This is a genomic window from Vibrio sp. 10N.247.310.98 (assembly GCF_041467395.1).
In the GTDB taxonomy this organism is placed as follows: Bacteria; Pseudomonadota; Gammaproteobacteria; order Enterobacterales; family Vibrionaceae; genus Vibrio; species Vibrio crassostreae_C.
In genome coordinates this window covers 30,783-45,141 of record NZ_JBFSUL010000012.1, presented here as the reverse complement: position 1 = coordinate 45,141, position 14,359 = coordinate 30,783, and the positions used below count along the sequence as shown (strand labels likewise).

Here is a 14,359-nt window from a genome sequence, read left to right as displayed (position 1 = left end):
ATTTTAAATCTATATTTGTGCGTTATGTTACATTTCCTCAACAGGAATAGCACTCAAATCGCGTAAAATTATGTAACATTTCTACTTCTGTAAGAGTATTACAGTTTTACTCAATAACTTTGTTGATTCACATCAGAATCAACATTAATTGTTACTAAGGTGGTTTTTGAATCACCTAACAGTTAATAATTTTTACTCACTTTAGTTCAAAAGCCACTCACTTACCATTTGCCCGCTGATTTTTAGCACGCATTACCACGAGTGGAATTTCTGCTGCTTCTCTGGTCCAAATACGACCGAATACGGGTCTTGGTGAATTAATACATCAGCATCAGGGAACACGGAGATAAGCTTAGCCTCTACTTCGTCAGAAATGCGATGCGCTTCAATAAGTGGGATATTATCTTCCAATTCTAGATGCAGTTGGATGAAGCGTATTGGCCCCGAGCGACGCGTTCGTAATTGATGCACACCCAACACGCCTTCCACGCTCAATGATGTCTCTTTAATCTGTTTCAGCTCATCATCTGGCAGCTTATGATCAAGCAGAGACTGAACCGCTTCCATCGCCATTTGATAAGCGCTGTACAGAATGTAGATACCTATACCCACCGCAAATACAGAGTCCGCTTGGCCAAGCCCAAACCAACTCAATGCCAGTGCCAGCATAATCGCGGCGTTCATATAAAGGTCTGATTGATAGTGCAATGAATCGGCTGCAATAGCTTGGCTACCCGTTTTGTTGACCACATGTTTTTGGAAGCGAACCAGACCAAAGGTCATCACTATCGCGAACAGGCTGACGTAGATACCAATTTCTGGAGAGTTCAGTTCATGAGGTCGGAAGAAGCGTTCAATACCATTGAGAATAAGGAAACATGCAGAGCCTGAAATAAACATTGCCTGCGCTAATGCAGCGAGAGATTCAGCCTTACCATGACCAAAGGTGTGCTCTTTGTCGGCAGGCTGCAGAGAGTAGCGAACCACGATAAGGTTAACGACAGAGGCTGCGATATCAAGCATGGAGTCCACGACGGAAGCCAACAGACTCACAGAACCTGTTACCCACCACGCTGCGACTTTCACTATCAATAAAATAGTGGCGATGGTGGTGGCTGCCCAAGCGGCGAGCGTAACTAAACGTGCGTATTCTTGTTTCATAACTTGGCTATAAAGTGACTGATAGCACAAAGTATAACCTGCAAACAACCAATTGAATATGACAGCTATGATGTAAAACATTCATTTTTAAGGATCAAAAAAAGCGGCACTCGGCCGCTTCTTTCTAAACACTTTCATTCAACGCTGATTTTTCAAGCAATGAATTACTTGTCTTTGTTCATGCGTTTTCCCATTTTGTCAGCACACTTAGTCATGCGCTCTTGTTGGATTTCTTTCAGTTGAGTCTTTTGCTCAGCCGTTAGTACGCTCATCATTTGGTGTTGCTTCTTAAGCATTGCTACGCGACGCTCAGTTTGCTTCTCAACCATTTGGCTTGCTAGGTCGTTTGCTGCTGCTTCGTCAAAGTTGTCAGCAAGTACCAATGCTTGAACCTTTTCGTGATGCGCTTTCATTTGCGCCATTTTTGCCGTTTTGTTTGCACCGCGCTTTGCTTTCATCTCAGCACGGTCTGCTTCACGCATCTCTTTTAACTGTTCTTTTTGAGCGTCGGTTAGGTCTAGTTGGCGCATTACTTTTTTATCGAAACCGCCACACTTGTCGTGCATACCTTTGTGGTCACCTTTATCACCACCACCGTAAGCATACGCGCTTGCTGTACCAAAAATAAGTGGAAGTGCCGCAGCTGCTAGTACAAGTTTCTTAGTCATTTTCATAATTGTTGCCTCAATTCGGTATAATAAGTCATGTGTTGCGTCTGTTTCTCAGCGCTTGAATATAGATTAGTCTTTCCCTCGTAAAGTGACGTTTAGAAAGCGTAAAGAATCGTAAAGAGTGAAAGTTGACGAATAATTAGCAGTATTATTAACCTAACTAAATGATTAAGGCTTCCCAATGGCGAACATTCTTCTTATTGATGACGACACAGAGTTAACCAGCTTACTTAAAGACATTTTGAGCTTTGAGGGCTTCACTGTCTCCGAAGCCAATGATGGCTATGCCGGGCTTGAAGCGATCAATGATGAGATTGATCTGGTCCTTTTGGATGTGATGATGCCGCGCCTTAATGGCATGGAAACGCTAAAAAAGCTGAGGGAAAATTGGGAAACGCCGGTACTAATGCTGACCGCAAAAGGCGAAGAGATCGACCGTGTGATTGGTCTTGAACTTGGCGCGGATGATTACCTGCCTAAACCTTTCAGTGACCGAGAGTTGTTAGCTCGTATTCGAGCTATCTTGCGTCGTACTCAAACCAACACCGCACCTAAGGCGGCCAGTGATAGAGTTCAATATCAAGACATCGAAGTCTTCCCGGGCAAACAAGAAGCCTACTGCAATGGGGAGCTCATCGACCTCACCACAACCGAGTTCGCCCTACTGAGTCACCTTATCCAAAACCCAGGGCAAGTGATCACCAAAGAAGCATTGAGTTTGGATGTGCTGGGTAAAAGGCTCGCAGCGTTTGACCGCGCGATAGACATGCACATCTCTAATCTACGTAAGAAGATTCCTGAGCGCACTGACGGCAAATCACGTATCAAAACCTTACGAGGCCGTGGCTACTTATTGGTAGAGGAAGATTAATGCGTATACCTAAAATCACCAGCTTATATGGACGTATCTTTGCTATCTTTTGGTTCACCATGTTACTGGTGCTTTTGTCGGTGCTGTCACTTCCCCATTTAGACCCTCGAGTCGCGCGAGATGTGCCCGCAGATCACCTCGATAAACTCGAGCGTATCGCTAAAATCACAGAGAAACGCTACGCCAAAGAACCTAATCTGGGCAAGATTGTCTTCCAACTGGAGGCGCCACGCAGCCGCAAGGATTCTAGAGCTCGCATCTACCTGACCGATCTTGAGGGCGCAGTCCTTACCTCGAAAAGGCATTCAGACTATAAGCTAAAGGCGATTCGTAACTTTGTTACCTCGATTGATAACCCTGAGATACCGAAGCAAAAACTCTACGGACACTACATGGTCGCAGGGCCAGTGCCAATTACTCTCGCTGGTGAAGAGTTGCTGATGTATGCCGGAGTGAAGTGGAACCAACCACCGCCATTCTTACTGCGCCTGTTTGATAGACCTCTGCAGCTATTGCTTGCCGTGATGTTGGCGAGTACCCCGCTATTACTTTGGTTAGCTTGGGCACTGAGTCAACCCGCTCGCAGGCTAGAACGCGCGGCACAACGCGTGGCGAAAGGTCAATTCGAGGTCGATCCAACACTCGAAAAAGGTACTTCAGAGTTCAGACAAGCTGGTGAAAGCTTTAACCAGATGGTAGAAGCGGTAAACCAGATGATTTCGGGGCAACAACGCCTGCTCTCTGATATCTCACACGAGCTCCGCTCGCCACTGACACGTCTTCGCATGGCCAATGCACTGGCGATTCGTAAACAAGGCGAGAGCCAAGAGTTAGAACGCATTGATACCGAAGCACAGCGTTTGGAACAGATGATCAGTGAGCTGCTGACGCTATCTCGTATGCAGGTCGACAGCCATATTACTCGTGAGGTTCAGCCTATCTCGAGCCTATGGGAAGAGATCTTAAAAGACGCAGAGTTTGAAGCCGAACAGATGGGCAAACAACTGACGTTCTCGGAGATCCCAGAACGCTCTATTTCGGGGAACCCTAAACTGCTGATGAGTGCGCTAGACAACATTACACGCAATGCCATCTACTACGGTAAAGACCAAGTGGATGTACAGTTCCATGTGGTTCAAGATCAGCTAACAATTTGCGTCAATGATAATGGTGATGGTGTTCCAGAGGATGAACTCGATTCTATCTTCAGACCTTTTTACCGTGTCTCAACAGCGCGTGACAGAAACTCTGGCGGCACAGGGCTTGGATTAACCATTACTGAAAGTGCGATTCGCCAACACAGCGGAACCATCACCGCAACCCGCAGCCAGCTCGGTGGATTACAACTCGAAATCACCCTGCCTATCTTACCGGTGTAATACCCCCACAAAGATCTCAGTTGATAATGATTGTCATTACCATTATGGTAAATCCTCTAATTAAGGAGGATTTACCATGTCGCACACTTTCCCTGCTTTACCCTACGCTTACGATGCCCTAGAGCCTTACATTGACGCTAAGACAATGGAAGTGCATTACAGCAAGCACCATAGAACCTACTACGATAAGTTTGTTGCGGCGGTGTCTGGCAGCGAGCTAGAACAGCAATCTCTGACCGAGATCTTCGCCAACATCTCTCAGCACAGCCCGGCTGTTCGTAACAATGGCGGTGGCTACTACAATCACATCTTGTACTGGAACTGCATGTCGCGAGACGGCGGTGGTGAACCTACGGGCGAGCTTGGTGAGGCTATCAAGAGTACCTTCGGTGATTTCGAGACATTCCAAGATCAGTTCGCCCAAGCGGCGATCAATACCTTTGGCTCCGGCTTTGCTTGGCTAGTGGTAGAGCAAGGGCAACTGAAGATCATCTCAACCTCGAACCAAGATAATCCGTGGATGGATACCGTTGTCAGTGATGGCGAACCGATTCTTGCGCTCGATGTTTGGGAACACGCCTACTACATCAGCTACCAAAACCGTCGTCCTGATTACATCAACGCATGGTGGAATGTGGTGAATTGGAAGGCGGTTGCTGAAAACTACGCACAAGCACTCGCGAATAAAGCGTAAGCGAATGGTGGTGAACTGTACTCACTCAGCTTGCCACCGTATACTCGGGCTATCTTTGATTACTCTTGTGAACCAACATGTTTGATATCGCTCTATACGAACCAGAAATTGCACCCAATACGGGTAACATCATCCGCCTATGTGCTAACTGCGGCGCAAACCTGCACCTGATTGAACCGCTTGGCTTTGATTTTGAAGAGAAGAAGGTTCGTCGTGCTGGCTTGGATTACCACGACCTTGCGCGAGTTAAGCGTCACAAGAACCTAGAAGCTTTCCTTGAGTATCTTGAGAATGAACGCGAGGGTGACTTCCGCATCTTTGCCTGCACCACTAAAACGACAGGTCACCACGTTGATGCAAAATTCCAACAAGGTGATGTGTTGATGTTTGGCCCAGAGACTCGCGGCCTGCCTGCTGAGTTCATTGAAAGCATGCCAATGGAACAACGCATTCGTATTCCAATGATGCCAGACGCGCGCAGCCTGAACCTGTCTAACGCAGTGGCAATCATTGCTTTTGAAGCATGGCGACAAATGGGTTTTGAAGGCGCGGTATAACCGAACACTCAAGCTTATCTTTTATCTGTTATCTGTTATCTGTTATCTGTTATCTGTTATCTGTTATCGATAGTAAACAGTAAGTAACAGCTAGCGACAGACAATAAAAAAGGCTCTTACCATTATCACTTTCTTGCGAAGGATAAAGGTAAGAGCCTTTTCTGTTTTCCCTCTATATAAAGAGAGAAAAAATTAATTAGTTTAAGCGGTTACGATCGTTGTCGTCGTCTTTCTTCTCAAACTCACCTTCAAAGGTGTTGCCGTCTTTTGATTGGTCAGATGGATCGCGATTGAATGGGTCTTGTCCAAATGGGCTCTGGCCAAAACCAGCTTGTCCACCGGCATGGAAACCACCAGACATGTTGGTCACCACCATTTTTTCCATCATTTTCTTGGCAATCATCGCTCTTGGTGCTGGCAATAATACCAACATACCGAGTGCGTCCGTCATAAAACCCGGAGTCAGCAGCAATACACCGGCAACTGCAAGCATCACGCCTTCAAGAATCTGTTGTGCTGGCATTTCGCCTTGTTGCAAACGACCTTGCACAGACATAAGTGTCTGAATGCCTTGGCTACGAACCAGCGATGCACCTACAAATGCAGTGATCAAAACCAACGCAATAGTTGGCCACAATCCTAAGAAGCCACCAACTTGAATAAATAGCCCAATCTCAATGATGGGTACGAAGATAAATAGTAATAATAAGATAGGAAACACACGCCCTCCTTTGTTACTTGCAGTTTACGCTGAAAGCCCTAACAATCTCAAATTTATCCTGTAAATAAGCGTGTTTATTGACCAAGAATAACTTTGCAAAATATTGACGAAACAAAACCGAAAAAGGTGATCCACTTAATATTTTTATGCGCTAAGTACAGTATCATGTGCCACATAAGTCAGGACGGATTTATCAGCCCAATATTCTAGCGAACGGAGTATTTGCACACAGAATAGGCTAATAACTAACTATATAATCAGAATAATTCTCTAAGGATCCTGTTATGGCTACTCAATCAGAAGCTCAAGTTGAAGCTCCTCAAGCTACTCGTCTCGAAGAAGATCTATTAGGTCAACGTCATGTTCCGGCTGATGCTTACTACGGCATCCACACTCTACGCGCAGTTGAAAACTTCAACATCTCAAATGTAACGATCTCAGATGTACCTGAATTCGTTCGCGGTATGGTGATGACCAAGAAAGCAGCGGCTTTAGCAAACAAAGAGTTAGGTGTAATTCCAAGCGAAGTGGCTAAATACATCATCCAAGCTTGTGACCTAATTCTAGACACGGGTAAGTGCATGGATCAGTTCCCATCGGACGTTTTCCAAGGTGGTGCTGGTACTTCTGTAAACATGAACGCAAACGAAGTTGTTGCGAACGTGGCTCTTGAACTTATGGGCAAAGAAAAAGGCCAATACGAGTTCATCAACCCGAACGACCATGTAAACCGCAGCCAATCTACAAACTGTGCTTACCCAACTGGCTTCCGTATCTCTGTTTACAACAGCGTTCGTAAACTGATTGATGCGATCGAATACCTAAAAGGTGCATTCGAGCTTAAGAGCCAAGAATTCAACACGATTTTGAAGATGGGTCGTACTCAGCTTCAAGACGCAGTTCCAATGACGGTTGGCCAAGAGTTCCACGCTTGGGCTGTAACCATCAATGAAGAAATCAAAAACCTAGAATACACTTCAAAACTACTGCTTGAAGTAAACCTAGGCGCAACGGCTATCGGTACAGGTCTGAACGCAGCACCGGGTTACCAAGGCCTAGCAGTGAAACACCTAGCAGAAGTAACAGGCCTAGAGTGTGTAGCGGCTGAAGATTTAATCGAAGCAACGTCTGACTGTGGCGCATACGTAATGACGCACGGCGCACTTAAGCGTCTAGCAGTTAAGCTATCTAAGATCTGTAACGACTTGCGTCTACTTTCTTCAGGTCCACGTACTGGTTTGAACGAGCTAAACCTACCTGAACTGCAAGCAGGTTCTTCAATCATGCCTGCTAAAGTAAACCCAGTTGTACCTGAAGTAGTAAACCAAGTTTGCTTCAAAGTTCTAGGTAACGACAACACGGTTTCTTTCGCTGCGGAAGGTGGTCAACTTCAACTGAACGTAATGGAACCTGTTATTGCACAAAGCATGTTTGAGTCTCTAGACATCCTAACAAACGCTTGTGTGAACCTACGCGACAAGTGTGTAGACGGCATTACGGTGAACAAAGAAGTATGTGAAGCGCACGTATTTAACTCTATCGGTATCGTCACTTACCTAAACCCATACATTGGCCACCACGAGGGTGACATTGTTGGTAAGATCTGTGCTGAGACAGGTAAGAGCGTTCGTGATGTGGTTCTAGAGCGCGGTTTATTAACCGAAGAAGAACTTGATGACATTTTCTCTGTTGAAAATTTGATGCATCCTCAGTATAAAGCGAAGCGCTACGAATAAAGTTAGCGAGAAAGGGTTCCAAACGGAGCCCTTTTTTAGGCTCCAATACGGTTAACCATGATTATTTTGTGGATTTCCGTTGGTTGCGCTTTTGCCAAATTGAATCTAAACCATAGAACTATTATGTGAACATTCCAGCGGCGAATGTTCACATAATAAAATCTAAATGAGGTGTTACTTATGATTGCAGTAGAACTGTTTGTCGTCCTGCTCTTTATCTTTTTGGGGGCCAGAATTGGCGGTATCGGTATTGGTTTTGCCGGTGGTGCTGGTGTTATTGCCCTTTCACTTATTCTTGGCGTTCCAACAAGCCAATCTTTCATCCCGATCGACGTAATCTTGATCATCATGTCAGTTATCACCGCAATTGCTGCAATGCAAGTTGCTGGCGGTATGGACTGGTTGGTACAAATTGCCGAAAACTTTTTGCGTAAACACCCTGAACGCATCACCTTTTACGCGCCGATTGTGACCTTTGTAATGACATTAATGGCGGGTACTGGTCACACAGCATTCTCTACGCTTCCTGTTATTGCAGAAGTAGCGAAAGGCCAAGGTGTTCGTCCTTCTCGTCCACTGTCTATCGCAGTTGTCGCTTCTCAAATTGCTATCACAGCTTCGCCAATCTCGGCTGCAGTTGTGGCTTTCGCAGCAATGTTGGCACCATTTGGTGTTGATTACCTAACGCTATTGATGGTTTGTATCCCAACAACCTTCATCGCTTGTATGGTTGGTGCGGTTGTTGCTAACTACATGGGTAGCGAATTGAAAGACGATCCTGTTTATCAAGAACGTCTAGAGAAAGGTCTAATCAAGCTAGCAACAGAAGAGAAACGCGAAATTCTACCTACAGCGAAGAAAGCAACGTACATCTTCCTAGCTGCAATTGGTTTCGTGGTTTGTTACGCAGCGGCTATCTCTAGCTCTGTTGGCCTAATTGAAAACCCGGCGCTAGGTCGTAACGAAGCGATCATGTCTGTAATGCTGGCAGCAGCAGCGGCTATCGTGATGTTCACTAAGATTGATGCAGCGAAGATTTCTTCAGCACCAACGTTCCGTTCTGGTATGACGGCATGTGTATGTGTACTTGGTGTGGCTTGGTTAGGTTCAACGTTTGTAAACGCACACGTTGCTGAAATCAAAGACGTAGCAGGCGCTCTACTGGCTGACTACCCATGGATGCTGGCTCTTGTTCTGTTCTTCGCTTCTATGCTGCTTTACTCTCAAGGCGCAACAACAGTTGCACTGATGCCTGCAGCACTAGCGATTGGCGTAGCACCACTAACAGCCGTTGCTTCTTTTGCTGCGGTAAGTGCGCTGTTCGTACTTCCAACTTACCCTACGCTACTAGCAGCGGTTGAGATGGATGACACAGGCTCAACGCGTATCGGTAACTACGTATTCAACCACCCATTCTTCATTCCAGGTGTGGTAACAATCAGTACTGCGGTAGCACTCGGCTTCGCATTCGGCGGTCTGTTTATCTAACATTCGCTGGTGATTGAACATTTAAAAGGAAGCTTCGGCTTCCTTTTTTGTTTTCTGCTCAATGTGTTATTTGATACGCATCAAATAACCATTATAAACTTTAAAAACCGCCTAAAAATAAAGTTTGAATAAAATTCCAAGATTATTCTGCCTAATCATAAACAACACCTACCAAATCAATCTCCTTCCACTTCCAGTTAATCCAAAACGAATATTAATCCAAGCTAACTAACCAAAAAACCTTGACGATTTTCTGCCATTTTTTAGCCCTTTTATTAGCCATTATTTTTGTGAACAGCACCAAACTTAAATACCGGAGTAAGGAATAAAATAACCGCAGCTAAATTAAATCTAACTTCATTTGGATTAGTAAATATAAAAACAACCTTAATTTAAAGTCAGCAACTTTATATCGTTGAGTACTTTATAAGTGTCCGTGTATTTACAATCTATAAATCATTAGTCGCTAATTCACATCACTTCTATTTAAGATGATGTAAGGAGATAGCCATGACAACTCAAACGATACCAAGCGAGAAAAAAAAGGGCGGCTTCTTTGCCAACTTTAAATTCCCTTCTGCCTACACCATTCTATTTATTCTGATTGCGTTCGTTGCACTGCTTACCTGGATTGTTCCAGCAGGCCAATACGACCGTGCAATGAATGAAGAGCTAGGCCGAGAAGTACCCGTAACCGGAACCTATCAAGCGGTAGAAGGTAACCCTCAAGGCGTGATTGATGTACTGCTCGCGCCTATTGACGGCTTCTATGACCACAATAGCTATGAAGCGGCGGCTATCGACGTTTCGCTGTTCATCTTAATCATTGGTGGCTTCTTAGGGCTAGTAACCAAAACGGGTGCCATTGATGCCGGTATCGAGCGCGTCACCGCCCGCTTAGAAGGGCGAGAAGAGTTGATGATACCAATACTGATGGCGCTATTTGCCGCAGGTGGTACCGTCTACGGCATGGCGGAAGAATCACTGCCCTTCTATACATTGCTAGTGCCGGTAATGATGGCAGCTCGCTTTGACCCTCTTGTTGCCGCTGCGACCGTACTGCTTGGTGCAGGTATTGGGGTGCTGGGTTCAACGATTAACCCATTCGCAACCGTGATCGCTGCCAACGCCTCTGGTATTCCATTTACAGACGGTATCGTGTTGCGCATTGCGATGTTGATTATTGGTTGGGGTATTTGTGTTGCCTACGTAATGCGTTACGCAAGAATGGTTCAAGCCGATCCAACAACATCAATTGTCTACGACAAATACGAAGAGAACAAAGCGCACTTCTTAGGTAATGCGAGCGGCGAAAAACTTGAATTCACCGCGACTCGCAAACTGATTCTGACCATTTTTGGTGGCTCGTTCGCTGTAATGATTTATGGTGTATCCGTTGCTGGATGGTGGATGGCTGAGATCTCAGCGATGTTCTTAGCAGCAACCATCATCGTTGGTATTGTGGCTCGCATGAGCGAAGAAGAGTTTACCACCAGCTTCATTGATGGTGCCCGCGACCTACTTGGCGTTGCGCTCATCATAGGTATTGCACGTGGTATCGTAGTGGTGATGGACCGCGGTATGATCACCGATACCATTCTCTTCTCAGCAGAACAGATGGTAACGGGGCTTTCTTCGGTTATCTTCATTAACGTGATGTTCTTCTTAGAGATTCTACTGTCGTTCTTAGTGCCATCGACCTCTGGCTTAGCGGTACTGACCATGCCAATCATGGCACCACTGGCCGACTTTGCTGGCGTAGGTCGTGACTTGGTTATCACTGCGTACCAATCTGCATCTGGCTTGGTGAACCTAATCACCCCAACCTCCGCGGTGGTGATGGGTGGTTTGGCGATTGCTCGTGTCCCTTACGTGCGCTGGGTTAAATGGGTGATGCCACTAGTCGGTATATTGATGGTGTTCTGCATTGTTGTACTGAGTATTGGTGCGCTGATCTAACTAACAGCACTTCACTCCTTTCTCATCCAAAGCCGCTTCTCACAGCGGCTTTTTTATTGTTCCCTCTCAATGTAACCCTCTGCCACTGAAACAGCTCCTCAAAGCCATACACGCGATATTCAAGGTTCTTCTGTTCGTAGCCAAGCTCAACCAAACTCAAAGCACTCGCAATAGAAGAATCAATCCTACTTTTAAACATCTAATTTTCTTGATGAAATAACACTCTATTTTCAACCATGATGTTTAAACAAATAGTTAGTCACTTATTAGCGTTAATTATATTTAAAGTAATTAATAGCCTAATAAACAGACGAGGATTAATGCCCTTTTCTATCAAAAAACACACTTAAACAGCCGATTTTAAAATGTGATCGCAACAGCTTTATTCGCATTTACTTTGTTAATAAACAATTAATTCCACATCCAAAATTAAATATCTAAATAAAAACACTGCATACTTCCAAGCTAAGTACACTCTTATCAATAAAACTATTCTGCATATAATCCCTCGTAAATTAGATTCTAGTAAGTTTCGTAAAAAAAGCGTGCATAAAGTTCCCTAACTGCTAACTATTTAGAATGTATTATTCATAACTGAAAGTGCATAAAGTTTGTTAAAACCCTTAATTTTAAAGGGCTGCGGGATAAAAAACGATTTGTGATAGATCTCTAAGAATACCTGACTAGCAGGCGTAATATTAATTCCAGACAAGAGATATGAATAAATAATTCATTCTTCTCAACTGAAAATAAATAATTACTCTTAGCGATAAAAGTAATTCAAATATATAAGAGAGAGACGATCATGAGTAAGTTCTATGTAGGTTCTGAAATAGGTCAATTACGCCGCGTTCTAGTTCACCGTCCAAGACGCGCACTGACTCACCTAACACCCTCTAACTGTCACGATTTACTATTTGATGACGTACTGGCTGTTGAACGTGCTGGTAAAGAGCATGACGCATTTACTCAAACGCTGCGTGATCAAGGTGTTGAAGTTCTTCTTCTTACTGACCTACTAGCAGACACGCTAGCAGTGCCAGAAGCGAAAGATTGGCTTTTGAATCATCAAGTTTCTGATTACCGCTTATGCAAAACCTTTGCTAACGATGTGCGCTGCTACTTGGGCGACTTACCAAACCTAGAACTAGCAAAAATCCTAACGGGTGGTCTGTCTTACGCTGAGATGCCAATGAAATCATCTTCAATGATGCAAGGCATGCACGCACCAACCGACTTCATTATCGAACCGCTACCAAACCACCTATTTACTCGTGACACATCTTGCTGGGTATACGGTGGCGTATCCATCAACCCGATGGCGAAACCTGCTCGTCAACGTGAAACCAACCACGTTCGCGCTATTTACCGCTGGCACCCAACATTTGCTGGCCAAGACTTCATTAAGTACTTCGGCGATGAAGAAAACATCAGCTACGACAACTCAACCATTGAAGGCGGTGACGTTCTTGTAATCGGTCGCGGTACGGTTCTTATCGGTATGTCTGAGCGTACAACAGCACAAGGTGTTGAGCACTTAGCATCTAGCCTATTCAAACACGGTCAAGCGAAACAAGTTATCGCAATGCAGCTACCAAAACACCGCTCTTGCATGCACTTAGACACCGTTATGACGCACATGAACGAAGATACGTTCTCTGTTTACCCTGAAGTGGTGAGTAAAGACGTACAGTGCTGGAACCTAACTGGTGATGAGTCTGGCGCAGTGAAAGTGAAAGAAGAAGGCTACTTCGTAACAGCTATCGAAAAAGCACTTGGCGTAGACAAGCTAAACCTAATCACGACCGGTGGTGACAACTTCCATGCAGAACGTGAGCAGTGGAACGATGCAAACAACGTTCTAACGGTTAAACCTGGCGTTGTGATTGGCTACGAAGGCAACACCTACACCAATGAAAAATACGATAAAGCAGGCATCACAGTTCTTCCTATCCCTGGAGATGAACTTGGCCGCGGTCGCGGTGGCGCACGCTGCATGAGCTGCCCAATTGAGCGTGATGGTATCTAATCACTAAGACGAAAACGGCCAAGTTGAATGATCTTAAATAATCTCAGCTTGGCCAAAATGAGAGAACACAATTATGACTAAGCAAACTGTTGTTGTTGCACTCGGCGGTAATGCCTTACTTCGTCGCGGTGAGCCGTTAGAAGCCGATGTTCAACGCCGTAATATTGAAACAGCGGTTAAAACCATCTCTGAAATCGCGAAAGTGTACAACGTGGTTCTAGTACATGGTAATGGCCCACAAGTTGGTTTACTGGCTCTGCAAGGTTTGGAATACAAAAAAGTAAACCCGTATCCGCTAGATGTATTGGGCAGTGAGACTCAAGGCATGATCGGCTACATGCTGATGCAAGAGTTCAAGAACTATCTACCTAACCGCAACATCTCGTGCATGTTGACGCAAATGACCGTTGATCCAAACGATCCTGCATTCGCCGATCCAACGAAGCCGATTGGCCCGATCTACGAAGAAGCGGAAGCGCGTGAATTGGCGGAGAAATTCCACTGGATCGTCAAACCAGACGGCCAACACTTCCGTCGCGTTGTGCCAAGCCCACGCCCTACTGGCATTGTTGAGCACGAAGCGATCACCCAACTTATCGATGCAGGCCACCTAGTGATTTGTACTGGCGGCGGTGGCATCCCAGTGAAAAAAGAGAACGGCAAATTAGTGGGTGTTGAAGCGGTTATCGACAAAGACATGTCAGCGGCTTTCTTAGCGAAACAACTGGATGCGGATGCACTGCTTATTTTGACCGACGCGGACGCTGTTTACCTTGATTGGGGCAAACCGACTCAACACGCACTGCGCAGCACCACACCAAGTGAACTGGCGAAATTCGAATTTGATGCAGGCTCTATGGGACCAAAAATTGAAGCATCGTGCGAATTCATTCAGCAAGGCGGCAAAGTCGTCGGTATTGGTGCACTCGAAGATGGTTTGCAAATCCTGCAAGGCTTGGCGGGCACCAACATCACCAAAGATTAATCTACTCGCGAGCTTTTCAAACCTTGCGAGAAAACTGAATCACCGTTTGAACTGAAATTAATACACAAAAATTGAATCGCGCTTTCTTGAATTTTCTTTCCCTGTAAC

12 protein-coding genes are annotated in these 14,359 nt (G+C 45.2%); 9 read left to right on the top strand and 3 right to left on the bottom strand.

The features are described 5' to 3' along the window. Window positions 1-252 precede the first annotated feature (252 nt). Together fieF and AB6E78_RS07155 are read right to left on the bottom strand one after the other, a co-directional pair. Complete coding sequence (gene fieF, locus AB6E78_RS07160) at window positions 253-1,161, bottom strand: CDF family cation-efflux transporter FieF (RefSeq protein WP_017066567.1); 909 nt, start codon at window positions 1,159-1,161, stop codon at window positions 253-255. A 164-nt stretch (window positions 1,162-1,325) separates the two neighbouring features. After that, window positions 1,326-1,835 carry a CpxP family protein gene (locus tag AB6E78_RS07155; RefSeq protein WP_017063671.1) on the bottom strand — a complete coding sequence of 170 codons (510 nt, stop codon included), beginning with the start codon at window positions 1,833-1,835 and terminating at the stop codon, window positions 1,326-1,328. Between the two features lie 178 nt (window positions 1,836-2,013). Here AB6E78_RS07155 and AB6E78_RS07150 point away from each other — a divergent pair, with 178 nt between their 5' ends. The 4 genes from AB6E78_RS07150 to trmL all read left to right on the top strand — a co-directional run bounded on the left by AB6E78_RS07150 (window position 2,014) and on the right by trmL (window position 5,333). Beyond that, window positions 2,014-2,703, top strand: a complete 690-nt coding sequence (locus AB6E78_RS07150; RefSeq protein WP_017066566.1) for a response regulator — start codon at window positions 2,014-2,016, stop codon at window positions 2,701-2,703. Continuing rightward, the gene (cpxA, locus tag AB6E78_RS07145) at window positions 2,703-4,082 is read left to right on the top strand and encodes an envelope stress sensor histidine kinase CpxA (protein ID WP_017068848.1); all 1,380 of its coding nucleotides are present in this window, start codon (window positions 2,703-2,705) and stop codon (window positions 4,080-4,082) included. The genes AB6E78_RS07150 and cpxA overlap by 1 nt, the downstream gene beginning before the upstream one ends. A gap of 76 nt (window positions 4,083-4,158) precedes the next feature. Further along, complete coding sequence (locus tag AB6E78_RS07140) at window positions 4,159-4,776, top strand: superoxide dismutase (protein WP_017066564.1); 618 nt, start codon at window positions 4,159-4,161, stop codon at window positions 4,774-4,776. A gap of 77 nt (window positions 4,777-4,853) precedes the next feature. Next, the gene (trmL, locus tag AB6E78_RS07135) at window positions 4,854-5,333 is read left to right on the top strand and encodes a tRNA (uridine(34)/cytosine(34)/5-carboxymethylaminomethyluridine(34)-2'-O)-methyltransferase TrmL (protein WP_009844716.1); all 480 of its coding nucleotides are present in this window, start codon (window positions 4,854-4,856) and stop codon (window positions 5,331-5,333) included. Between the two features lie 196 nt (window positions 5,334-5,529). On the opposite strand, the gene AB6E78_RS07130 is transcribed toward trmL, so the two are convergent. After that, window positions 5,530-6,054, bottom strand: a complete 525-nt coding sequence (locus AB6E78_RS07130) for an FxsA family protein (protein WP_012604974.1) — start codon at window positions 6,052-6,054, stop codon at window positions 5,530-5,532. 284 nt (window positions 6,055-6,338) lie between these two features. Here AB6E78_RS07130 and aspA point away from each other — a divergent pair, with 284 nt between their 5' ends. The 5 genes from aspA to arcC all read left to right on the top strand — a co-directional run bounded on the left by aspA (window position 6,339) and on the right by arcC (window position 14,251). Further along, window positions 6,339-7,790 (top strand): aspartate ammonia-lyase, encoded by a 1,452-nt coding sequence (gene aspA / locus AB6E78_RS07125; protein ID WP_017063668.1) that lies wholly within the window; start codon window positions 6,339-6,341, stop codon window positions 7,788-7,790. 180 nt (window positions 7,791-7,970) lie between these two features. Next, window positions 7,971-9,278, top strand: a complete 1,308-nt coding sequence (locus AB6E78_RS07120) for an anaerobic C4-dicarboxylate transporter (RefSeq protein ID WP_017061168.1) — start codon at window positions 7,971-7,973, stop codon at window positions 9,276-9,278. A 510-nt stretch (window positions 9,279-9,788) separates the two neighbouring features. Then, a complete protein-coding gene (locus tag AB6E78_RS07115) occupies window positions 9,789-11,237 on the top strand; it encodes a YfcC family protein (protein WP_017062726.1) in 1,449 nt (482 codons plus the stop codon). An 805-nt stretch (window positions 11,238-12,042) separates the two neighbouring features. After that, window positions 12,043-13,266 carry an arginine deiminase gene (gene arcA / locus AB6E78_RS07110; RefSeq protein WP_372132778.1) on the top strand — a complete coding sequence of 408 codons (1,224 nt, stop codon included), beginning with the start codon at window positions 12,043-12,045 and terminating at the stop codon, window positions 13,264-13,266. A 73-nt stretch (window positions 13,267-13,339) separates the two neighbouring features. Beyond that, window positions 13,340-14,251 carry a carbamate kinase gene (arcC, locus tag AB6E78_RS07105; protein ID WP_017062723.1) on the top strand — a complete coding sequence of 304 codons (912 nt, stop codon included), beginning with the start codon at window positions 13,340-13,342 and terminating at the stop codon, window positions 14,249-14,251. Window positions 14,252-14,359 lie beyond the last annotated feature (108 nt).

What these genes read in the sequence shown, in the direction of transcription:
- fieF (WP_017066567.1), bottom strand. Translation starts at nt 1,161, where the DNA reads ATGAAACAAGAATACGCACGTTTAGTTACGCTCGCCGCTTGGGCAGCC.
- AB6E78_RS07155 (WP_017063671.1), bottom strand. Translation starts at nt 1,835, where the DNA reads ATGAAAATGACTAAGAAACTTGTACTAGCAGCTGCGGCACTTCCACTT.
- AB6E78_RS07150 (WP_017066566.1), top strand. Translation starts at nt 2,014, where the DNA reads ATGGCGAACATTCTTCTTATTGATGACGACACAGAGTTAACCAGCTTA.
- cpxA (WP_017068848.1), top strand. Translation starts at nt 2,703, where the DNA reads ATGCGTATACCTAAAATCACCAGCTTATATGGACGTATCTTTGCTATC.
- AB6E78_RS07140 (WP_017066564.1), top strand. Translation starts at nt 4,159, where the DNA reads ATGTCGCACACTTTCCCTGCTTTACCCTACGCTTACGATGCCCTAGAG.
- trmL (WP_009844716.1), top strand. Translation starts at nt 4,854, where the DNA reads ATGTTTGATATCGCTCTATACGAACCAGAAATTGCACCCAATACGGGT.
- aspA (WP_017063668.1), top strand. Translation starts at nt 6,339, where the DNA reads ATGGCTACTCAATCAGAAGCTCAAGTTGAAGCTCCTCAAGCTACTCGT.
- AB6E78_RS07120 (WP_017061168.1), top strand. Translation starts at nt 7,971, where the DNA reads ATGATTGCAGTAGAACTGTTTGTCGTCCTGCTCTTTATCTTTTTGGGG.
- AB6E78_RS07115 (WP_017062726.1), top strand. Translation starts at nt 9,789, where the DNA reads ATGACAACTCAAACGATACCAAGCGAGAAAAAAAAGGGCGGCTTCTTT.
- arcA (WP_372132778.1), top strand. Translation starts at nt 12,043, where the DNA reads ATGAGTAAGTTCTATGTAGGTTCTGAAATAGGTCAATTACGCCGCGTT.
- arcC (WP_017062723.1), top strand. Translation starts at nt 13,340, where the DNA reads ATGACTAAGCAAACTGTTGTTGTTGCACTCGGCGGTAATGCCTTACTT.